The sequence below is a fragment of the Planctobacterium sp. R6 genome, assembly GCF_055755215.1.
Genome location: NZ_JBVTQY010000015.1, coordinates 12,904 through 35,326, shown reverse-complemented (window position 1 = coordinate 35,326; position 22,423 = coordinate 12,904). Strand labels below are relative to the sequence as shown.

Below are 22,423 nucleotides of genomic sequence, written 5' to 3'. Positions count from 1 at the left end.
TTATTCCAGTAAACCGTCAATTTTTGAGTGTTTTATTAACAAACAGCTTATTTTTTATTCTAAATGAATAATACGCTTAGCTAAAGTTGTAATTAAGCAGGTTGTGCAGAATATGCAGCAGACAGAAATGGTTTATACAGGTGCCCGGTAACGCAGGACACGGACACCCGGGGGGAGCTGACCAATCAGCTCATTTTGCGAATCATGCTATCCGGTGCGATGCGCATTAAACGTTGCAGAATAGCCCAGGGCCAGGAAGGGACATAACTATTGGCCTTTTCCTGATTAATGGCTTTTACCATCGCCCGGCATCCGGTTTCTGTGTCCACGATAAACGGCACTTTTTCCACCTTCTCATTGATTTCACTGCGAATAAAACCTGGGTGAACACAGCTCACCTTAATAGGTGTATTCATCAAATCCAGCCGTATCCCCTCTGACAGTGACGTAATAGCCGCTTTGGTGGCAGCATATACCGTCATCGCCCGGCGAAATCCCCTTACTGCACTAATGGAGGAAATGGTCACCAGATGACCGCTGTTTTGAGCTCTGAAAATCTCTACCGCCGCTTCGCATTGCGCGATAGCGGCGACAAAATTGGTTTCGGCGGTTTGCTTATTGGCATAAAAGTAACCCGTACCAATTGAAGCCCCTTTCCCCATCCCGGCATTGACTATCACCCGGTCAAGGCTGCCCATGTCATCGCGAAACGCCTTAAAGGTGTCGAATACCGCTTCATGGTCGTTCACATCCAGTGGCCGCAGGAACACCTTAATATCGGGATTAATTTGCTCAAGTTCGGCTTTTAACGCTTCCATGCGCTCGACTCTGCGTGCGCACAACGCCAGATTACAGCCCTGTTTGGCAAACTCAATTGCCATGCCTTTGCCAAGACCCGAGCTGGCGCCGGTGATCAGTATGTTTTTTCTCGTACTCATAAAAACGTCACTCTTATTATTTATAGGTAATCATATGGCGCAGATCGGACTTTTCAAAATGACTGTGCTCATTCAGTGTCGCCAGAATAACCCGGTTAGGCGTTTTCACAATTTTGCTCAGGCCGCAATTGGTCAACGTCCAGTTTAAAGACAATATCTTATCATCAGATAGCCCCAACAACTGCTGCGCGATGATAGAAATGGGACCGCCGGAGGTAAAAACGACAGCCACCTGGTGTTGTTTCAGCGTCGCCAGCAGCGAAGTTGATGCAGTTTTAACCCTGGACTTAAAGGCCTGCCACGACTCGGGATAATCTTGATATTGCCCACTTTGCCAACGCGCCATCGCCTGCGCGAATAAACCGGCAAACTGGGTTTTCGGATTGTCAGATTGGGCTAATAATTCGCGGGTTCCCGCTGCTGTTTTCAGTCGTGGCTCAAATGCCGCCAGTACCGCCTGATGGTCATATTCATTCCATAGAGATTGCGTCTCAGAGGCGGACTGAATGTGGCCCGAAGCCAGCGCCAAATCTCGCGTTTGCTGGTGCCGCAGCATGGTTCCACTCAGCACAATATCCGGTGTACCAATGCGTTCAAACAACACTTTCCCCAGTTGTCGGGCTTGTGCCATTCCCAATTCTGACAAGGCATCATAATCTTCTGCGCCGAAACTGGCTTGCCCATGCCGAACAAGATAAATACTGGCCATCAGCGTTTCTGCCGTTTGATGGCTTTTTTGCAGCGCCACAGCAAATAATGCACAAATACCCAAAATTGCTTGTAGGCCGGGTTCCGGGTTTGCTTGTGGTGATAGCGATAGTAAATTTGCTGCACAATACCTGCCAGACGGAACAAGCCATAGACTTCGTAAAAGGTAAAGTCATCTATGTCGATATCCATTTGCTGACAATAATAAGCCACCACCTCATCACGACTTAACATGCCGCGTAAATGCGTAGGTTGTCTGCGGGTTTGTTGTGCCAGAAAGTCATCATCTTCCTGCACCCAGTAAGCCAGGGTGTTGCCCAGGTCCATCAGCGGGTCGCCCAGCGTGGCCAATTCCCAATCCAGCACGCCCAGAATGCGGGTGGGATCGTGTTCGTCCAGCACCACATTATCAAACCGAAAATCATTGTGGGTAATACATATCTGTTCGCTGGCCGGCATATTGTTTTGCAGCCAGTTCATCACGAATTTACCCGATGGCACATTCCAGGTTTTGGCTTTTTGGTAGCGGTGGCACCAGCCTTCTATTTGGCGCTGTATATACCCTGCCCCTTTGCCCAAATGTGCCAGATCCGCAGCCTTGTAATCGACTTTGTGTAACTGGATCATGCAATCCAGTACGTTTTTGCACAGGGTATGGGTGGTGGTGCTATCAAGAGACAAAGCACGTGGCAAATTTTTACGAGGAATAATGCCGGTGAGTTTTTCCATGACATAAAAGTCGGTGCCAATGACCGACTCATCTTCACAATAGCCCAGCATTTCTGGTACGAAGTCATAAACCGGCTTAAGGGCTTTTTGCAGCCGATATTCCCGGCCCATATCATGGGCTCCTTTTGCTTTTGTGCCGGCCGGCGCTCTGCGCAGGATGATTTCCCGGTTTGCATAAGCAAGGCAATAGGTCCAGTTGGAAGCGCCTCCTGAGTATTGAGTTACTGCAGGGGTGCCCTGCAATCCATCCACATGGACTTGCAACCAGGCATCGACCCTGGCGATATCTAATTCTTCTCCGGGACGCACCTGATTGGCTTTATCTAACAACGTACCTGAGGCCATTTTTTGCTCCTGAGTCACGAGGTTTTCCTCACACTGCGACGAAACTTTTGGGTACCTTTGGTCATCATTTTCAGGTAGTAGCCCGGAAACAGGCGTTTCAGTAAACTGGCTTTTCGTCCTTCCGGATGGGTAAGTATCATAAATTGCTGCTTTTGCACGGCCCTGAAAGCAGCGTCGGCGACATCGTCAGCGGTGATGTCAGAGCGCTCCAGCAACTTGGTCACCACCGCTTTCATGGCTGGATTGCCACTGCGCACAGATTCATCCAGATTGGTTTTGAAAAAGCCAGGACACAAGACACTGACCCCTATATGCTCGTCTGCCAGCTCTAAACGCATGGTTTCAGAAAAACTCACCATGGCGGCTTTACTGGCAGCGTAAGATCCCAGTAATGGCACAGTGGTAACGCCTGCCTGAGACGCCACATTCAGAATATAACCTCGACTTTCCTGCAACAGCGGCACAACGCTTTGTAACATGCGAACCGCACCAAAAACATTGATATCCATAACCCACTGCCATTGTTCAATGCTTTCTTCAGCTAACGCCCCGGCCGTGGCGACACCGGCATTATTAACCACCAAATCCAGACCACCAAACTGGTCTGTTATGGCATCTTTGGTGGCCTCGATATCCGCTTGTGAGGTGATATCACAACGCTGAAAAAACGCCTTTGCACCGAGCTTTTCCAGCTCAGCAACAACCGCTTCACCTCGCTCCTGATGAATATCGGCAACGCAAATGTCTGCTCCTGACGCTGCCCAGCGCAGTGCTATCGCTCTGCCTAATCCCGAGGCAGCCCCGGTTACTAATACGCGCTTTTGCATCTGAAACTCCTATTTGTATTTTGCCAGTTCCAATCTGGAAACCATGCCCATATGAACTTCATCCGGTCCATCGGCCAGGCGTAAACTACGTGCCATAACGGAGAAACCATACAATGGCGTATCCCCGGACACGCCCATGCCACCATGCATCTGAATCGCCATGTCTACCACGGTTTGCAACATATTTGGAACCACTACTTTTATGGCCGAAATTTCTGTCATGGCATTTTTTACGCCCAGATTATCAATTTTCCAGGCTGCATTAAGCGTTAACAACCGCGCCTGGTCTATCAACATTCTGGCCTGTGCCACACGCTCCAGATTACCACCTAACCGGAGCAATGGTTTACCAAAGGCTTCGCGGCTGGCTCCCCGTTGAATCATAAGCTGAAGTGCCCGCTCTGCCGCGCCAATGGCTCGCATACAATGGTGAATTCGGCCCGGCCCCAGGCGCCCCTGCGCAATGGCAAAGCCTTTCCCCAGCCCCATAATAATATGGGATTTGGGTACCCTGACATTGGTTAAAGACATCTCTCCATGTCCATAGGGAGCATCATAATCACCACACGCCGTCAGCATGCGTTCGATTTTCACTCCAGGTGTATCCAGTGGTACCAGTACCATACTGTGTTGACTGTGCTTTTCTGCCGTGGCATCGGTCAATCCCATGACTATGGCAATTTTGGCATCCGGATGACCCAGCCCTGTCGTCCACCATTTGCGCCCATTGATAACCACCTCGTCACCTTCCAGCGTAATGCGGGCCTGCATATTGGTGGCATCAGAAGAAGCCACATCTGGCTCAGTCATACCAAATACGGAACGAATCTCACCGGCCAGTAACGGCGTCAGCCATTGCGCTTTTTGCTCGTCACTGCCAAAGTGATACAGCACTTCCATGTTGCCGGTATCCGGCGCATTACAGTTAAAAATTTCTGCGCCAAACAAACATTTGCCCATTTCTTCTGCCAACGGGGCATAGTCAACACAGCTTAACCCCTGTCCTAATTCGGCATCGGGTAAAAACAAATTCCACAGTCCAGCGGCTTTAGCTTCGGCTTTGAGCGCCTTAATTTGCGCCGGCACCTGCCAGCGAGTCCAGTCACCATGGCCATTTTTTTCATGGTTTTCACGCATTATTTGCGCTTCAACCGGAAATACATGTTGCTGCATAAAGTCCCGGACTTTTGCGCGATACTGCTGACAAATAGCGCTGTGTTCAAAGTTCATAGTGACGTTCCCGATAAAACAGTTAAGGAAAGATTAGGCACAGTGTATGCGTGACTTAAAATTGAATGAAGTGAATATTTTTACATTGCAACTATGAATCAAATTCACAACAACTATACTACATACAGGACTCTGACTTTACCGCTTACTGATGACAGACAAAAAGCTACAAAAACTGGATTTGAACCTGCTCAGGGTATTTGAGTCGCTGTATTACGAACGCAACATGTCGCGCACTGCGGAATCACTGTATCTGACACCATCAGCGGTAAGCCACGCGGTAAAACGATTGCGGGATGCGTTGCAGGACCCCTTGTTTGAACGGCAAAGCAATAAAATGGCGCCCACCTCCGCGTGTCTCAGAATTGCACCGCAGATCCTTGAAAACCTGAACAGCTTGCGTAAATCATTGCAACAATTTAGTGATTTTGATCCTCTGAATGCCGAACAACAATTTACAATCGCGGTACATGATGCGCTGGAACCGTTGTACATCCCGCCCCTGTTTCAGGCTTTGACGGATACCTCGTCGAATTTGGGATTGGCCTGCATTAAATTAGAGAGACAACAAATGCAACGTCAACTGGGCAGTGGCCAGGCGGATCTGGCCATAGACGTTGCGATGCCCATGCAAAGCCCGGTAAACCACTGTCGCCTTGCTGCTGATCGCTTTGTGGTTCTGAAGAAAAAGACCACAAAAACAAAAGAAACGCTCACCAGACAAAACTATGTTTGCGCTAGGCATTTAACCGTCTCTAATCGTCCCACCGGACGGGTAATCGAAGATATTACCTTGCAACAGCAAAGCATTAATCGCAAAGTAGCAATACGCTGTCAAAGTTACCACACCGCCAAGGCCATTCTCAAAGATCAGGACTTTTTACTGACAGTCCCTGAATTGATTGGTCGATCATTACTGGATGATGACCTGCAAATTTTGCCATTGCCTTTTGACGTCCCCCCCATAGAGATTCATCTTTACTGGCATGAGAATTCAGCGAATGATAGTGCCATTAACTGGCTAAAGGCCAAAATCATGCAATTGAGCGAATCCTATGGCTAATGACTTCAGGATAAGCGGCACAAAGCCGCCTAAAAGGGCCAATTTTGGCCGCTTTGCCCTTGCTCACCGGCCATGTTTCGTCCTGCAATCAACATATCGCCCGCGGAACTAAATGACAAAACGATTTGCGTTTTAGCGCGGTTATCATCAAATAAATAGCTGTATTTATCGGTAATTCTGGCTTCTTCGGCTTTGTTCTTTGCTGCCAGCATCTCGGTCTGATAAGCCATTGCCTCCATCAGACCGGCGTAGTGGCTGGCCAATGCTGCCGTTGTTCTGAGTGCCTCCTGGACCTGGGGCTTTTCCGCAAAGGCCTGTTTTAGCTGTCCGGCATAGGGGTAGTCGGAAGGCAGCAACAACTGGCCCTGCGCATCAAACTCCACCGTCGCCGGAGGAGAAGGAATATTGTATTCCTCAAGCAGTTGTTTAAACGCTTGTTCTGAATACTGAGCCAGGGTATCGACGTTGTGCTGCGTCGGCAGTAGCAACGGAACATCATGCAAACTGCTACCCGTGTGGGTTTGCTCAGAGGAAAAATAACCTGCAAGATCGATATCTTGCTGGCCTTTGTTAGTATCCATGAGCACACTGCCTGAGGGCTCGTGCGCGGCTTCTTTGTGGGCTGATTGGGTTATCAAGTTCGCGTTAAATAGTTCCGCAAACGCACTGCCCTGGCTGGCACTTTTTGTCGTTGCATCAGGCTGTTGATAGCGATTGCTCAATAAATTTATTTCCATGGTAATTCCTGTTATCGCAAATTAATGGCAGGGGTTGTACATAGCAATAAGGCAAGAATTGAACCAAAACACCGTTGAAGACAGTTGCAGGGTAATTTACTAACAGTGAAATAAAGTGCAGCAGGCACAAAGTGAGTGCCTGCTGCAAAACGCAGTACAGTGTGAATTAGCTGAAGTATGCCGCTAAATCATCACTGCCACCAATGTGCTTACCATCAATAAACACCTGAGGTACCGTTTCTCTGCCAGAAATTGCCTTTAACGAGGTTAATGACGCGTTTTGGCCCAGTACAATTTCCTCATAGTTAAAGCCTTTTTCTGTTAACAAGGCCTTAGCTTTGGCGCAATAAGGGCAACCTGGTTTAGTGATAACAGACACAGGTAACGACACAGCCGCTTCCGGGTTAATATAGTTAAGCATGGTATCGGCATCTGACACTTCAAACGGGTCGCCCGGAACATTTGGCTCGATAAACATTTTTTCTACCGTGCCATCCTTCACCAACATAGAGTAACGCCAGCTGCGTTTGCCAAAGCCCAGGTCAGCTTTATCCACCAGCATTCCCATGCCATCAGTGAATTCACCATTGCCGTCCGGAATCAGGGTAACATTGCCAGATTCCTGATCTTTCGCCCAGGCGTTCATTACAAAGGTATCGTTTACCGAAACACAGACGATTTCATCCACACCGTTTGCCTTGAACGTATCTGCTAACTCATTGAAGCGCGGCAGGTGAGTAGACGAACAGGTGGGTGTAAACGCACCTGGCAGGGAGAAAAGTACAACTGTTTTCCCTTTGAAAATATCATTGCTACAGCGCTCAACCCACTCTTCGTTCTGGCGCAATTTAAAAGTAACTTGTGGGACTTTCTGACCTTCTTTATTCTCTAACATAAAATACTCCTTAGATTTACAAATAAACGTTGCGCGTTTGCGCCTCAACTGAGAACAATAATAGTCACTGTAGTTATTTATTCCAGTGATTAGAATTAATCATAACAATCGCAATTTGCGATTAAAGGAAGTGATATGGCCACATTGATCATTGGATGTGATGAATTTTTAGGTGCAGAATTAACACGTCAGTTGTTGGCATCAGGGGATTCTGTTACCGGACTCTCGCTGTTTCCCTGGGAACAAAGTGAGACCCGCACCAGTCGTCTGACCCAGTTGGAAAGCAATGTGAATGCCCGCCATTTTACTTATGTCGGCAATCTGGGCAATTTATCTGAGGAAGTAGAAAACAAGCTAGTACACATCAACAAAGTGTATTTTCTTCCGGAATTTAATGCCGAACTGGCACACCAGGAATTTATCCTGCACCTGACACTGAAAGTACTGAGTCTGGTGGATACTATTCGCCCTGCGCATCTGGTGTTTGGCTCACACTATTGTATTTATAAAGCCTCGGCGTTGCCTATCGAAGCTCACAATACCGCTACCGGCCATCCACACAGTGTTTCTTCGGCGATTGTCAAAGCAATAGAATCATTGTTGCATGGCTATTGCGCACAAAAGCAGCTCCCCATTACGGTATTAAGAATGTTTGAACTCTATGGAAAAGGCGCCAGCGAACTCAATCTGATTAGCCGGCTGAGTATCGCGCTGACAAAAGCTGCAGCGATTAATGTCAGCGAGTTTGAAAATCATATTCTGGATTACACTCACGTTGCAGATGCGGCGAAAATTCTCGTCAGAGCGATGGAACACAATGCCAGGCCACAGGCAAACTGGCAGGAGCAAACTGATAACCTGAGCAGTAGCTACGCCCCCTGGCAAATATTTAATTTAGGTACCGGTAAAGGCACCTCCGTTTCAGGGGTATTGAAGTTGCTCAGTGACATCAAAAAGCAGCCAATATCCATCATTAACCAGCGAAGCAGCGAACCACAATGTTGGGTGGCTGACGCGACGCCGATATTAACCCACATGGGATTACAGGCCCGCACGCAATTGCAGGCCGGGTTAACAAAGCTGTTTAGTGATCCTTGATGCGATTAATAATGTTCGTTGTGGATACGCCATCTTCAAAGTTGAGTACTTTGACTTCTCCGCCATTGGCGATAACCTGCCTGCCACCGGCAATATCTTCCGGTTTATAATCACCGCCTTTTACCAGAATATCCGGCAAAATTTCACTGATCAGTCTTTCCGGGGTGTCTTCGTGAAAATCCACTATCCAGTCGGTTGATGCAAGTCCGGCAAGTACTGCCATGCGGCGCTCCAGGTTATTTACCGGACGCCCCTGGCCTTTCAGTTGCCTGACTGACGCATCGCTGTTTACTGCCACAATAAGACGATCGCCGAGTCTGGCAGCAGCTTCCAGATAGGACACGTGACCGGCATGCAATATATCAAAACACCCATTGGTCATCACCAGACGCTCGCCACGGCTTTTGGCTTCCTGAACAGCAATTTGCAGCTGAGCCTGAGACATCACGCCGGTACCAACCTGCTCATCTTTACTGACCGCCTGTTTTAGCTCTTCAATATTGACGGTAGAGGTACCTAATTTAGCCACTACCACACCCGCTGCGGCATTGGCTAAGATGCAGGCATCACGCAAACTGGCCCCGGTGCCAATCGCTGCTGCCATAGTGGCAACCACAGTATCTCCGGCCCCCGTTACGTCATACACTTCTCGTGCTTTGGCAGGTAAATGAAATTCCTTACGCCCTTTTTCTATCAGGGTCATACCGTGTTCAGAGCGCGTGACCAGTAAGGCTTGCAGATCCAGGTCATCAAGCAATTGCAGGCCCTTGTCAATCAATTGCTGTTCAGATTCACAAGCGCCTACCACAGCCTGAAACTCAGCCATATTTGGGGTCAGTACCGTTGCACCGCGGTACTTGTTAAAGTCACTGCCTTTGGGGTCCACTATAATGGGTTTATTGGCAGCGCGGGCGGCGGTTATCAGGGTCTGAGGATCACTTAAACAACCTTTTGCATAATCGGATAACACTACAGCACTACAGGCAGACAGTCGCGCCACCACCTGCTCGTGCATGGGCGCTTTATCAACACTGTGAAAACTTTTTTCAAAATCCAGTCTGATCAGTTGCTGGTTGCGGCTTAACACCCGTAATTTAGTGATAGTATCTTTGTCGGGAACGCTATGAAACTGGCATTCCACCTGCACTGATTGCAAGGCATTTTTCAGGATTTGCTGGGCTTCGTCATTGCCGCACAATCCGCAGAGCGCTGTCTTTGCGCCTAAAGCCGCAATGTTTAATGCTACGTTCGCAGCACCACCGGGGCGATCTTCGATGGCATCAATTTTAACAACAGGCACAGGCGCTTCAGGCGAAATCCGGCTGGTTGGCCCAACCCAGTACCTGTCCAGCATCAAATCGCCCACAATTAAAACAGAAGAAAGAGTAAAATCAGGTACTTGCATCAGACAAATTCAATGTAATCGAAAAATAAAGATGCTAAGTGTATCAGGATTATGGCCGTCAGCAAAAATCCAGTTAGTCTTGCTGTACTTCATCCAACAACGCTTTATTGCCCTTGTATGTATGTTTTAACACCTTTTGTTTCCACACCGGGATATCCATATTCAGGTTGTAGCACAGGGATAAGCCACGTTGCTGAAAAGTGACCAGTTGGTTTTTACTGAGCAACGCCATATGACGTCGCACAATACTATCCGTTGAATCCAGCTCAGCAGCGATGGCTTCTGTGCTTTTTTCTCCTTCGTGAATGAGCAACAACAGAATGCGGACCCGTAAATTATCCGCCAGACAGCGAAAAAATTGTTCCGTTTTGATATTTTCCCTGGGGCGGGATGAGCCCCGGGCCACTAAATTTTCCACAGACATTCCAGATTACCGTTGGAATTTTACTCCTGAAAAAAGTGTGGCAAGCGAATATGAAATTATCGTGACAATTTAAAGACAATGCCGACAAGGTTATAATATTTACCCGGCGTTAATGAATTTCAATTCCCTTCGGCGCCATGCCCCGGCGGGATGGCGAACGTTTTTTAAGCAACATCCGAACATAGCCAGCTCTACCCGGAGCCAAAAGCTATTTAATTTGGTTTGCCCTGAATTGATGACGAGTTATCACAACCAGCCTTAAGACGCCTTAGATGAGTTTGCTGATTGACAGGCTTTTTTCAACACCTGGTTTAATTCAACCACTATTATCTGCTTGGAATCATTGTCGGGGCGCCGACTGCGCATAAAGGGCACCAGCTGCGCCTAACTGATTAAACCGGAAAGAATCAGGGCGATGCCAACACTCAGAGCCAGTTCAATACTGGCAACACCGACATTGTGTTGCTGGTCAATTTCCTGCACCAGATTCACATTAGACAAAATAAACCACCTGGCTATCGTCACCAGCGCGGTCAGTACAAACGTCAGAGCCAGACCAATAATCAGCCAACCAGTCAGGTTACTGACGTATCCAAGTGGTTTGTATTCCAGCAAATTGCTGGCGGCTGTTACGGCCAGGGCCGTACCCAGCAGGTGTCCGCTGTGCTGGATTGCCAGCGCCATTTGCCCTTTGGTTAAGGAAGATTGCAGCGAGCCACTGCGATTGTTCTCCCGAAATCGACGTTCGTAAATTCGGGTCATCGTCAGCAAAATCGTCTGCGATACCAAAAAGCCCGAAAAGATGGCGATAAAGGCCTGAATATCAAAGCCACTCACCCACACCAGCACACTTTTAATAATGATCGCCGTTGCGATAGAGCTGGACGCATCCACCAAGGCAATAGAGGTATTGCGATCCTGAATATGAAACTCTTTATCCAGTCGGTGTAACACGATTTTATCGTGTGCATAACGGCCAATTTTGATCAGTAAAATACCAATAGCACCATACACCAACATAGTGACGATGGAGTTTTCAATATCACCTTTGCTGGACGTTTCTACCGCGCCGGCAAGTACCACTGCCAGGGCCATCATTCTGCCCGCCACACTGATGCCGTAGGCATAATTGTCGTGATTCGCACGCCCGCGATTGTCCTTGCCATCTTCCAGTAAACGGCCAGAAATCCAACGCAACATCGTTAACAGGGAGATGGCAATAACCATATCCGTCACCAAATAAATCCACAAATCAGGGGAAACAGGGATCAGATTTACCAATGCAGACATAAATGTTCAGTGAAAATGGGGGTTTAAAGTAAAGTTATAGTACATTAAGCTGCATTAAATCAAAGATTTATCTGAATCCCTTATGACACTTCAAACAAGCAATTCACTTCCCGCTGAGCTGACCAAGGTCGCGCAGTTGCACTGGCAAGGATTTATCGAGCGCAATGGTGATTCCTGGTTGCAGACACTGACACCAGAAAACAGTGACAGATTGCAGCGGGCGTTTGCCTTAAGTGATTATGTTGCAGAGCAATTGCAATCTCACCCTGACTGGATCGAGGCTTGCTTATCGCCACAATCACCAGGTTCAGTAAAACAGCGATTGCGAGAGCAACTGGATAATGCAAGCGATGAAGCGAGGTTTCATAAAATACTCAGAGATTTTCGCAATCAGCAAATGGTCAGCATTGCGATTAACGATCTACTCAATGAGCAAATCATAGAGGATTCCTTAGCTCAGGTATCGGCACTGGCAGATGCGCTGATAGTTGGCGCATACGACTGGCTATACCAGCACTTTTGCAGTAAATACGCCACGCCACAGGAAGCCGGTCAGGCATTGCCAATGTTAATCATTGGAATGGGTAAACTGGGCGGTGAAGAACTTAATTTTTCCTCGGATATTGATTTGATTTTCGCCTATCCCTGCAATGGCGAGTTGCAATACCGCAACAAATCCATGGAATACCAACAGTTTTTTATCCGGCTGGCCCAGAAACTGATTGCGGCATTAAATCAAACAACCGTCGACGGTCAGGTGTTTAGGGTGGACATGAGACTCAGACCCTTTGGTGAAAGTGGCCCCTTGGTGGCCAGTTTTGCCGCGCTGGAAGATTACTATCAACAGCAAGGGCGGGAATGGGAACGCTATGCCATGGTTAAAGGCCGAATTCTCAATCCGGCCAGCGACTTTAGCGACGAATTACAAAGCATACTGCGGCCATTCGTTTATCGACGATATATCGATTACAGCGTTCTGGAATCATTGCGCAAAATGAAACAACTGATCCGTCAGGAAGTCCGGCGGCGCAATCTAACCAACAATATTAAACTGGGTAGTGGCGGCATTCGTGAAATAGAGTTTATTGTGCAATGCATCCAGCTGACTCGCGGTGGCCGGGATCCACTGTTGCAGCAAAAGCGCTTACTGACGCTGCTAAACACCTTCGAAACCCAACAAATTTTAAGCGCCGAGGATGTCAATGAGCTACGCCAGGCTTACCTGTTTTTACGCAAAGCAGAACATTGCCTGCAGCAGTTTAATGACGAACAAACCCAGGAGCTTCCGGAATGCGAAACAGACTTTTTACGGCTGATTCAGGTGATGGGCCACAAAGATAAGCAGGGTTTTATGACCGAGCTGGAACACACCTTTGCAATGGTCAGCGCCCAGTTTGATGAGTTAATCGGCGATAGTCCGGAAGAAGAAAGTGAGATTGATACGCCATTAAATGATTTCTGGCACCTGGATTTAAGTGAAGACGAGGCCCTGCAACTCCTGGAAGAAGTCACCGATATTAGTGATGCTCACAAAATGTATCAGCAATTGCAGTCTTACAAAAAGGAGTTTGCGAAAAAACCGATTGGTGCCCGGGGCCGTGAGTCACTGGACAAACTGGTGCCGCGGATACTCAATGCCTGTCTGAGTTTCTATACCAAGTCAGATGCCGACAATGCCGTGCTAATTGAACGGGTTTTTCAGGTTATCAGTGCCATTCTCAAGCGCACCGCCTATCTGGAATTATTACTGGAAAACGAAGGCGCTATGATGCAGCTGATACGGCTGTGTTCAAAAAGTGAATGGGTGTCGGAACAACTGGCCCGATTCCCATTGTTGCTGGATGAGTTACTTAACCCTCAGGCGTTGTATAACCCCACGCCTCTGGCCCACTATCCGGACCTGCTCCGACAATCGCTGCTGCGCATTCCGGAAGAAGATCTGGAACAGCAAATGGAAGCATTGCGCCAGTTTAAACTCAGCCATCAGTTGCGCATTGCGGCCGCCGATATTCAGGACACATTGCCCGTCATGAAAGTCAGTGATCACCTGACCTGCCTGGCAGAAACCATTATTGCCGAAGTGATTAATTCTGCCTGGCATCAAATGACAGAAAAATATGGCTATCCGGTGGGTGCAGATGATGAAGACAAACAGTTTTTAGTGGTGGGCTACGGCAAACTGGGGGGCATAGAGCTGGGCTATAGTTCAGATCTGGATTTAGTGTTCTTACATGGCTGCACCAGTGCAGCAGATACCAGTGGCCCGAAAGCCATTGATTCCCGACAATTCTACGCCAAACTGGCGCAACGTATTATGCACTTATTCAACACCAAAACCGGTTCCGGCGAGTTGTATGAAGTGGATTTACGATTGCGGCCTTCCGGTAATTCCGGATTACTGGTCGCTCAAATCGAGAGCTTTTTAAGCTACCAACAAGAAGAAGCCTGGACCTGGGAACATCAGGCATTGGTGCGCAGTCGCGCGATTGCCGGCAGTGACGCACTCAGACACAGGTTTAACGAAATACGGCAACAGGTGCTGTGCAGTCACAGAGACAGCAATACACTGCAGTCCGATGTCGTGGCTATGCGCCAGAAAATGCGTAACCACCTGGATAAAAGTACCGACAACAAAATCGACCTCAAACAAGCTGCAGGCACAATCGCTGATATCGAATTTTTGACTCAGTACTGGTCCCTGTTGCATGGCCAACGGGTACCGGAAGTTGTCACCTGGTCAGATAATGTCCGCATCATTGAGGCGTTAAAACAATATCAGTTGATAAATGAGCAGTGGTGTCAGCAACTGATTGATGCCTACCTGGCATTTCGTAACCTGTCCCATCAAAAGGCCCTGGATGGCGATGAAAACCTGATGATAAAAGGTGAACTGGAATCTCACCGGACGGCGGTGATACAAATTTGGCGGCAAGTGTTTGCTGATGCGTTAGCGGCTGAAGCCAAATCAGAACAGGGCCAGTAACACTGCTACGATGCCAGGCGTTTTAGACATCAGGACATTCATAGTGCCCGGGACCAGCCGCCCCTGCGGGGCCGATGTTTACCGGGACTGAGGTTAACTGGGCCTGGCGACTGTGCAGTTTTCCCGGAGAAAGTCGGTATTTTCGTCGGTGATCACCAAAGAGCGCTGTTTCGGACAAACGTAGGCGGTTACCTGGCCATTAAAATTGCTGTCAACTGCCTGCGCGATTTTATACAAAGAACCCACCAGGGTATCTTCCATTTGGAACTGACTTTTTACGATAAAATCCTGATCCAGCTCCCAGATCACCTGCATACCTTCGCTCTGGGCATAATTAGTAATTGACTCGCGCAGAGTTGAACCGGCAGAAAAAGTACGGTATTTGTGCTCACCAACCCAGCGGCCTTCAATAGGCGCACTTTGTTGTGCTGCCATCTTGTTTAACCGGGTTTGCAACGATTCAGAACCTTTGTTCAGATCCACGACAAAATCGCCCTTGTCTTCTTCATAAGGCTTACTCTGAGACATGCGGTGTTGAGCATAAAAATCACTCAAACTGGAGTTGATGTTTTTCTGCTCAGCGTTTTTCTTTTGCTCGGCCTTTTCGTTTTGATTACTAATCAGCAAAGCCGCACCGATGATCAAAATAATTGCAAAGCCAAACTGTTTGGCCCAAAACATTGCCGGTGAAAAGTTCTTTTTCTTTGCCATACATTAAAACCCGAAGGAAAGCACCCCCTAACCATTTTGACAGAATATATCAGAATTCTATCCATTTATCGTTATCCTAATTGATAACTTTACTGCAAATCCGTGGCTTTTATAGTAATAAATTGTCGTTGCAGCTGTTACAGGTACAACGACGGCGCATCCGGATCGGGGCGTGTTTTAAAACGCTTGTGCATCCACAAATACTGTTCTGGCGCCAGCAGCACCATTTCCTCAACCCGTTTATTGATTCTGGCAACATCATGGGCATCGTCACCACTGGGGAAATTATCCAGCCCTGGCCAAATTTTTATTTTATAACCGGCCGGTGAAGAAATTGACTGCACAAACACCGAGCCACAATCACTGTTGTTCATGAACAGCATTGAGCCCAATGTGGTAGCGGTTTCAGGAACGGCAAAAAACGGTACGAACACACTTTTATTGCGCCCATAATCCTGATCCGGCAAATACAAGCTCAATTCACCACTGCTCAGGGCTTCAAACATCCCTTTAACATCGCGTTTGTGAATCATGTATTTGTTCGATCTGGCCCGGCCGTGGTATTGCAAATATTCCATCAAATCGTTGTTGTGCTTGCGATAAAAAGCGATGCTTGGCTGGTAAAAGCCCAGTCCCCGGCAGGCAAACTCCAGACTAAGACAGTGAATCGCCATAGCAAACACGCCCTTCCCCTGTTGCTGTATGGCTTCAACATGTTCAAAGCCTTCGATACTGAGCAACTGCTTTACTCGCCAGTCTGGCCACCACCAGCCCATTACGGTTTCCAGCACAGCCATGCCTGAAGCAGACAAGTTGTCTTTTAACAACTGCGCCTTGCGGGATGCATCCCAGTCAGGAAAACACAAGTCAATATTGCGCCTGGCTATCGCCACTCGCTTTTTACCGAACAGGGCCAGCAGTCTGCCAAGACCAGCCCCGATCTTCCGCACCAGGGGATAAGGTAAGCAGGTCAGTAAAAACAATAAAGAAAAACCAAACCAGATTGGCCAATATTTGGGCAATAAAAAGCGCCATTCAAACTTGGGGGCGTCGATAACCTTCAAGATAACTCTCTCTACAACGTCAATGTCGGGGGATCTTACTTGAGTTCTGTTACAAATGCGATTTTATAGCAGAGTTTGCGCCTTGCGCGATAAGATAATAAAGTAGCTGGTACTTCGAAGGATCATTCAAGAGATAATCAGATTGAGCAACTCAACATCCAGAGGCGACAGTGCTTTTAAAGCCATGGTCGAACTGGCTGCAGCCGGTATTATGGAACTCACCTCTGAGGGCGACATTGTTTACGCAAATCAGGCCTGTGAGCGGCTGTTTGGTTATGATAATGAAACACTGCTATCACTCAATTTCAGCGATCTGGTTCCTGGCAGTTTTTTACAACCCGGCGACCCTTTCTACCAGGACTTTATTCAGAATTATTCAGCTGAACGTATATACGAAAGCACCAGCCTGACCGCATTTCGTGAAGATGGTGAAGTGTTTTTTGCCAACATCGGGGTCAGTGAAGTCAGCCACACCGGACATTTTGTCGTTACCCTGAATGAATCTGCCAAACTCAAATCTGCAGAACAAAACCTGCTGGAGCTCAATAAAAAGTTTATGGTGGCAACAGAGGCCGCCGGTATCGGTATTTGGGAGCTGGACTTTGAGACAGGTACCTTGCAGTGGGATGAGCAAATGCATCAGCTGTACGGGGTATCTGAGCGTGACTTTAAAGGCAGCTATGATGACTGGATTTCCAGGCTACACCCGGATGATGTTGCCCCCACCGAAGCCATGTTTAACTACTGTATCGAACAACAAACAAAGTTCGATACCAGCTTTCGCATTGCCACCCCGAATGGCGACGAACGCTACCTAAAAGCTTATGGCCTTGTCACCTACGATGAAAAGAATACCCCCCTGCACGTCATCGGGGTGAACTACGACCTGACGGACAGATACACCGCGCAAAAGCGCCTGATTGAGAGTACCGAAGAAAATGCCATGTTGGCAAAGTTGGCCCAGGAAACCGATAACGCAGTCATACTCACCGATGCTCACCAAAATATCACCTGGGTTAACCGCAGTTTTGAAAAGATTTCAGGTTACAGTTTTGAAGAGGTGATAGGCAAACACCCCGGTGTGTTCCTGCAAGGCGATAAAACCGATCCGGAAGTGATCAGGCGCATGAGTGAAGCGGTTAAAAACGGCCATGGCTTCAACGAAGAATTGATAAATTATCACAAAGAGGGCAACCCTTATTGGTTGCGTATCAATTGCCAGCCGCTATACCGGGAAGGCAAGCTCACCGGATTTATGGCGCTGGAAACCGACATTACAGAGCAAAAAGAAGCTGAAATCAAAATTACCAATCTGAACCGGTTGCAAAAAGCGGTGCTGGATAGCGCCAACCTGATGCTGATTGCCACGGATAAAGAATTTAAGATAAAAACCTTTAACCGCTATGCAGAAGAACTGCTGGAATACACAGAAGAAGAAGCAATTGGTCAGATGAACCTGACCGATTTTTTCGATCCTCATGAGTTGATGTTTAGCGCACAGAAGCTGGGGCGCTCCATCGATTCATTGTTGCAGCCGGATCTGGAGAACTTCCTGGCAAATGCCAAACAAGGCAATAACGAAGAGCTGGAATGGCAACTACTGACAAAGTCAGAAAGGGCCTTCCCGGCGCTATTGTCCATTACCCCAATCCATGACGACAGTGAAAATATCGAAGGCTATTTAGCGGTGGCCCGTGACATTTCTCAGCTGAAAAAAATGGAAGCAGAAAAACAGCGCAATCAGGACCTGATGGAAACCACAGGTACCATGGCAAAACTGGGTGGCTGGGAACTAAACCTTCAGACCAATGATATTTATTGGTCCAAAGAAGTTTATCGCATCCATGAAATTCCGGTTGGCGAAAAGATCGATCTGGGTGAAGCCATTTATTTTTATGCACCGGAAGCGCGCCCCATTATCCAAAGAGCCATAGAAGATGCCATTGCCGACGGCAAATCCTGGGATCTGCAACTGCCCTTTATCACTGCCAGAAACCGCCGCATTTGGGTCAGAGCCGTTGGCTTTGTTGAATACGTTAATGGTGAACCCTTGCTGCTTAGAGGGGCGTTTCAGGACATCACTCAGCTAAAACGGGCCGAAGAAAAGGCCAAAGAAGCCAGCCGTACCAAAAGTGACTTCCTGGCCAATATGAGTCATGAAATTCGCACCCCTATCAACGGCATTTTGGGCATGAACGATCTGCTGCTAAAAACCCGGTTGGATGAAAAACAACGCCACTATGTGTCACTGGCCCAGTCTTCCGGACAATCGCTACTGCACCTCATCAATGACATTTTAGATTTCTCCAAGATTGAAGCCGGTAAGCTGGAACTGGAGGAAATTCCTTTTGATCTGTTCAAACTCATCAGTGAGCTGGCCGACACCTTTGCCTTAAGAGCAGAGGAAAAAGGACTGGAATTCATTTGTGTGGTTAACAGCAGTGTACCGCAATACATTCGCTCAGACCCCAGCCGCATCAGGCAGATCATCAACAACTTGTGCAGCAATGCCCTGAAATTCACAGAAAAGGGGGAAATTACCTTAAAAGTGACAGAAACCGGGTTAAACAAGTTGCATTTCGAAGTTATTGATTCCGGCATCGGCATCCCCGATAGTAAGGTCAATAATCTGTTCAATAAATTTGTTCAGGTAGACGCTTCAACCACCCGAAAATTTGGGGGTACAGGCTTAGGGCTGGCAATATCAAAGCAACTGGCAGAACTGATGGGCGGCACCATTGGTGTGACCAGTGAGATTGGCGATGGCTCAACTTTTTGGTTTAACATCCGCTATGGCGAAGCATTAGAAGAAGTGCCGGAAGCCTTGCTGACACCAGATTTACAAGGTAAGCGCGTGCTGCTGGTCGATGACAATCAATCCGCCCAGGACTGGTTTGAAACCATCGCGACGGGTACTGAGTTACAGTTGTTAAAGGCAGCCAATGCCCCTATGGCGATGAAAGTATTGCGGGAACAGGCCGGTAAAGACCAGCCCGTCGACGCGCTGTATATAGATAATAAACTGCCCGGCATGCAGGGCAACCAATTGGCGAGAGCCATCCGAAGTGATAAGCAATTGCCGCAACCTAAGATGGTCATTATTACCCCTGTCGGAGAGGGTCTGGGCGCCGAGGAATTACAGGAACTGAATATCGTTCATCAATTCCACAAACCGGTAAAACGTCAGACGCTGCGGCAATCACTGTCAATTTTGTTTGATCAGATGCCGGAAGACGACAACCGGGTAGACAATATCAACACCGAAGCCGAGCAGACAAACTCCGGCGAATTGCGTATTTTGTTGGTAGAAGATAATTATATTAATCAGCAGGTTGCCGTTGAAATGCTAAAAACCATGGGCTTTATGGTGGATGTCGCCGAAAATGGCGAAGAAGCGCTGCAAACCCTGAATACGGCCATTGAGCCCTACGACGTCATCTTGATGGATTGCCAGATGCCGGTCATGGACGGTTACGAAACCAGCCGCGCCATTCGCATCTCCAGTTCACCGAATTACGATGCCAATATTCCAATTATTGCCCTGACTGCCCATGCCATGAAAGGCGATGCTGAAAAATGTTACGACGCCGGCATGAACAGTTATCTCACTAAACCCATATCGAATGAAGCACTTAAGGAAGAGCTGGCGAAATGGATCAGGCCTTCCGCTTGATTAGCGCCTGAAAGTTAATATTGTTGATTAATATTGCTCAGCTTTTTATAAAATTGCTCAAAATGCTCCGGGCTTTCATAATCAAAGTGATACTGGTTATGAAAGCCAAAACTCAGGGAAACCAGAGCGTCACTTAAATACAAGGTGTAACCATCAAAATCCGTGTTGGCCCTGACACCATCAAGCAGATACCCTTCTTCGCTTTGCTCACCATGCAGACGAATTTTTTCGAATACGGCCAAAATCAGTTTACTGTCTATCTCGTTTTTCATATCACCTCATTTCGCAGGGGCTAAAAATTATAACGATAGCCCAATTGTGCGCTATTGATCTGCAGATCATTTTCACCCCGGACATGCTCAACATACAAACGCACCTGAGAACGGTAGCCCACATAAAAGTCAAAACCGATACCAATTAAACCGGCAATCGCGGTTTCATCCAGATGGCACTGGGTTATGGACTCTGCGTTGTCAAAATTGAAGACACTGGCATTGCCCGCGTCACATTGCGGCTCGCCGGAAAATCGTTCAGTGGTTTCATACCCCAACGCCATCACGCCTAATTTGTAAAAGAGTTCACCGCTTTGGCCTGCCGCTTTGCCCAGCACCGAAAAATACATTCCGGAAGCGTCCACCCCCGGGTCGATTACACTATCTTCGCTGTTTTGCGGCGCTTCGGGCATAGTGAAATCAGCGGCCGCTAAGCTAAACCCCAATTCGGCATACCACTGAGGATGAATTTCAGTACCAAAGGCCAGTACACCACCGGCTGAGGTACTGCCGGCCTGACCAACATCCACATCATTGACGGTAGGCGCAAGTAACACATAGCTTTTTTCAAATAGCTGCGCCGCGACCAATTGCGTTGAACCCAGCACCATCAGGCACGTAGCCTGAGCTAATTTTTTCAAGATATTCATTGTCTTAAAACTCCATCATCTCCACTAGGTTAGTGCCAAGACCCCACCAGTGTCCAGAGAACGGGGCATTATATTTAGCAGATAGTTTCAATGGGAATTTGCTGAAAACCTGGGCACAATAACCAGCTTTAGTTTTTACACAGTTAACAGCACGACATGGCGCAACTATATTTCTACTATTCTGCAATGAATGCGGGAAAATCCACCACACTTTTGCAATCGGCATACAACTACAAAGAACGTGGTATGCATGTTGAAATATTCACCGCAGCCCTGGATGACAGATACGGCATTGGCAAAATCACTTCCCGTATCGGACTGCAATCCAACGCCCACCTTTTTAACTACGACTCAGATCTGTGGCAGATCATCGCCCCGATGCATCACGAGAAAAAAATCGACTGCCTGTTATTTGATGAAGCGCAATTTTTGAATAAAGCCCAGGTTATGGCATTAACCCGCATTGTCGACGAACTGAGGATCCCGGTATTAGCCTATGGTTTGCGCACAGACTTTTTAGGGGAGACGTTCGAAGGCTCGCATTATTTGCTGGCCTGGGCTGACAAGCTGGAAGAATTAAAAACCGTCTGTTTCTGTGGCAGGAAAGCTAATTTTGTGATTCGTCGTGATGAAAATGGTAAACCTGTTACCCAAGGTGAACAGGTACAGGTTGGTGGTAATGACAGTTACGAGTCGCTATGTCGTCGACATTTTAGCGAGCTTGTATGGCATCCTGAGAAAACTGCATAAGGTCGGGATAGAATTGGTGAAATCCCTGTTCCAGTTCAGCCTGATTTTGTCTTAAAAAGTGATAGCTTTGCTGTGCGAAAATCAGCCGGTCGCGCAACCGCTTTTGCACTGTAAGCATTGCCCTCAGACAAGTTTCTGCTTGCTGATAATGTTGTAACCATCGGGTCTCCAAGAGGCTGGATTTAACCCGCCGAAAACGCTCATCCGGCATGTCCACGGAGCGTAACTCGTTGTAAAACTGATCGAACACATGGGGTAGTAAGTCCGGCGGATACTGCGGGTTGTGTGTCAGCAACAGGTGGTCAAACCAAATATCCAGACAAATCCCGGAAGTTCGTCTTAACGCTCTGGGAAACAGCCCTTTCAACGCCAAAATCTGTGGATGACTGTCGGTAAAACTGTCTATCTTACGATGTAATCTGACGCCATCACGCAAGGGTTTCGTCAGGTAATCCAGCTGACTACCACGCACAAAATCACCAATAAAATTTCCGACTAAAGACGTGTTGGTGAAGGCAGCCAGGTGGATATGTGCAATATAGTTCATAAGTTACAAAAAATTACAAAAGCCATAGGCCAGGCTATAGTTTAACGGGTCAAAAATTGTCAAACTAACCCCTGTTGTACCTGG

At 47.7% G+C, this 22,423-nt stretch carries 20 protein-coding genes; 5 read left to right on the top strand and 15 right to left on the bottom strand.

Annotated features, from left to right (window positions below):
• Nucleotides 1–185: 185 nt before the first annotated feature.
• The 5 genes from AC0J20_RS11465 to AC0J20_RS11445 are packed head-to-tail and all read right to left on the bottom strand — an operon-like array spanning nucleotide 186 to nucleotide 4,777.
• Nucleotides 186–938 (bottom strand): SDR family oxidoreductase, encoded by a 753-nt coding sequence (locus tag AC0J20_RS11465; RefSeq protein ID WP_473021745.1) that lies wholly within the window; start codon nucleotides 936–938, stop codon nucleotides 186–188.
• Between the two features lie 16 nt (nucleotides 939–954).
• Nucleotides 955–1,647 carry a histidine phosphatase family protein gene (locus AC0J20_RS11460; protein WP_473021744.1) on the bottom strand — a complete coding sequence of 231 codons (693 nt, stop codon included), beginning with the start codon at nucleotides 1,645–1,647 and terminating at the stop codon, nucleotides 955–957.
• Nucleotides 1,647–2,720, bottom strand: coding sequence for a phosphotransferase family protein (locus AC0J20_RS11455; protein ID WP_473021789.1), 1,074 nt, complete (start codon nucleotides 2,718–2,720; stop codon nucleotides 1,647–1,649). Before AC0J20_RS11455 ends, AC0J20_RS11460 begins: the two co-directional genes overlap by 1 nt.
• A gap of 14 nt (nucleotides 2,721–2,734) precedes the next feature.
• Nucleotides 2,735–3,547, bottom strand: a complete 813-nt coding sequence (locus AC0J20_RS11450; RefSeq protein WP_229529089.1) for an SDR family oxidoreductase — start codon at nucleotides 3,545–3,547, stop codon at nucleotides 2,735–2,737.
• Between the two features lie 9 nt (nucleotides 3,548–3,556).
• Complete coding sequence (locus AC0J20_RS11445; protein ID WP_229529090.1) at nucleotides 3,557–4,777, bottom strand: acyl-CoA dehydrogenase family protein; 1,221 nt, start codon at nucleotides 4,775–4,777, stop codon at nucleotides 3,557–3,559.
• 151 nt (nucleotides 4,778–4,928) lie between these two features.
• Here AC0J20_RS11445 and AC0J20_RS11440 point away from each other — a divergent pair, with 151 nt between their 5' ends.
• Nucleotides 4,929–5,840, top strand: coding sequence for a LysR family transcriptional regulator (locus tag AC0J20_RS11440; protein WP_473021743.1), 912 nt, complete (start codon nucleotides 4,929–4,931; stop codon nucleotides 5,838–5,840).
• Nucleotides 5,841–5,869: 29 nt separating this feature from the next.
• Here AC0J20_RS11440 and AC0J20_RS11435 read toward each other — a convergent pair whose 3' ends face one another.
• Together AC0J20_RS11435 and AC0J20_RS11430 are read right to left on the bottom strand one after the other, a co-directional pair.
• The gene (locus tag AC0J20_RS11435) at nucleotides 5,870–6,577 is read right to left on the bottom strand and encodes a hypothetical protein (protein ID WP_473021742.1); all 708 of its coding nucleotides are present in this window, start codon (nucleotides 6,575–6,577) and stop codon (nucleotides 5,870–5,872) included.
• A gap of 166 nt (nucleotides 6,578–6,743) precedes the next feature.
• The gene (locus AC0J20_RS11430; RefSeq protein WP_229529093.1) at nucleotides 6,744–7,472 is read right to left on the bottom strand and encodes a glutathione peroxidase; all 729 of its coding nucleotides are present in this window, start codon (nucleotides 7,470–7,472) and stop codon (nucleotides 6,744–6,746) included.
• A gap of 135 nt (nucleotides 7,473–7,607) precedes the next feature.
• Here AC0J20_RS11430 and AC0J20_RS11425 point away from each other — a divergent pair, with 135 nt between their 5' ends.
• On the top strand, nucleotides 7,608–8,570 hold the full coding sequence (locus AC0J20_RS11425; protein ID WP_473021741.1) for an NAD-dependent epimerase/dehydratase family protein: 963 nt from the start codon (nucleotides 7,608–7,610) through the stop codon (nucleotides 8,568–8,570).
• Here the strand turns inward: AC0J20_RS11425 and hldE are convergent.
• From hldE to AC0J20_RS11410, 3 genes are all read right to left on the bottom strand, one after another.
• Nucleotides 8,557–9,975, bottom strand: coding sequence for a bifunctional D-glycero-beta-D-manno-heptose-7-phosphate kinase/D-glycero-beta-D-manno-heptose 1-phosphate adenylyltransferase HldE (gene hldE / locus AC0J20_RS11420; protein WP_473021740.1), 1,419 nt, complete (start codon nucleotides 9,973–9,975; stop codon nucleotides 8,557–8,559). The genes AC0J20_RS11425 and hldE overlap by 14 nt on opposite strands.
• Nucleotides 9,976–10,048: 73 nt before the next feature.
• Nucleotides 10,049–10,399, bottom strand: coding sequence for a helix-turn-helix domain-containing protein (locus tag AC0J20_RS11415; protein ID WP_229529097.1), 351 nt, complete (start codon nucleotides 10,397–10,399; stop codon nucleotides 10,049–10,051).
• A 384-nt stretch (nucleotides 10,400–10,783) separates the two neighbouring features.
• On the bottom strand, nucleotides 10,784–11,689 hold the full coding sequence (locus tag AC0J20_RS11410) for a DUF350 domain-containing protein (protein WP_229529098.1): 906 nt from the start codon (nucleotides 11,687–11,689) through the stop codon (nucleotides 10,784–10,786).
• 82 nt (nucleotides 11,690–11,771) lie between these two features.
• Between AC0J20_RS11410 and glnE the strand changes: the two genes are divergently transcribed.
• A complete protein-coding gene (glnE, locus tag AC0J20_RS11405; protein ID WP_473021739.1) occupies nucleotides 11,772–14,672 on the top strand; it encodes a bifunctional [glutamate--ammonia ligase]-adenylyl-L-tyrosine phosphorylase/[glutamate--ammonia-ligase] adenylyltransferase in 2,901 nt (966 codons plus the stop codon).
• Between the two features lie 93 nt (nucleotides 14,673–14,765).
• Here glnE and AC0J20_RS11400 read toward each other — a convergent pair whose 3' ends face one another.
• Nucleotides 14,766–15,383, bottom strand: coding sequence for a toxin co-regulated pilus biosynthesis Q family protein (locus tag AC0J20_RS11400; protein WP_229529100.1), 618 nt, complete (start codon nucleotides 15,381–15,383; stop codon nucleotides 14,766–14,768).
• A gap of 137 nt (nucleotides 15,384–15,520) precedes the next feature.
• Nucleotides 15,521–16,447: an LpxL/LpxP family Kdo(2)-lipid IV(A) lauroyl/palmitoleoyl acyltransferase gene (gene lpxL, locus AC0J20_RS11395; protein WP_229529101.1), complete on the bottom strand. Its 927-nt coding sequence runs from the start codon at nucleotides 16,445–16,447 to the stop codon at nucleotides 15,521–15,523.
• 142 nt (nucleotides 16,448–16,589) lie between these two features.
• Here lpxL and AC0J20_RS11390 point away from each other — a divergent pair, with 142 nt between their 5' ends.
• Nucleotides 16,590–20,120 (top strand): PAS domain S-box protein, encoded by a 3,531-nt coding sequence (locus tag AC0J20_RS11390; RefSeq protein WP_473021738.1) that lies wholly within the window; start codon nucleotides 16,590–16,592, stop codon nucleotides 20,118–20,120.
• 14 nt (nucleotides 20,121–20,134) lie between these two features.
• On the opposite strand, the gene AC0J20_RS11385 is transcribed toward AC0J20_RS11390, so the two are convergent.
• On the bottom strand, nucleotides 20,135–20,392 hold the full coding sequence (locus AC0J20_RS11385) for a DUF3081 domain-containing protein (protein WP_229529103.1): 258 nt from the start codon (nucleotides 20,390–20,392) through the stop codon (nucleotides 20,135–20,137).
• Nucleotides 20,393–20,412: 20 nt separating this feature from the next.
• Entirely contained in the window at nucleotides 20,413–21,042 is a 630-nt protein-coding gene (locus AC0J20_RS11380; protein WP_473021737.1) for a hypothetical protein, read from the bottom strand.
• A gap of 156 nt (nucleotides 21,043–21,198) precedes the next feature.
• On the opposite strand from AC0J20_RS11380, the gene AC0J20_RS11375 reads away from it, so the two are divergent.
• Nucleotides 21,199–21,792 (top strand): thymidine kinase, encoded by a 594-nt coding sequence (locus AC0J20_RS11375; RefSeq protein WP_229529105.1) that lies wholly within the window; start codon nucleotides 21,199–21,201, stop codon nucleotides 21,790–21,792.
• On the opposite strand, the gene AC0J20_RS11370 is transcribed toward AC0J20_RS11375, so the two are convergent.
• Complete coding sequence (locus AC0J20_RS11370; RefSeq protein ID WP_473021736.1) at nucleotides 21,755–22,339, bottom strand: acyl carrier protein phosphodiesterase; 585 nt, start codon at nucleotides 22,337–22,339, stop codon at nucleotides 21,755–21,757. The genes AC0J20_RS11375 and AC0J20_RS11370 overlap by 38 nt on opposite strands.
• Between the last annotated feature and the right edge of the window lie 84 nt (nucleotides 22,340–22,423).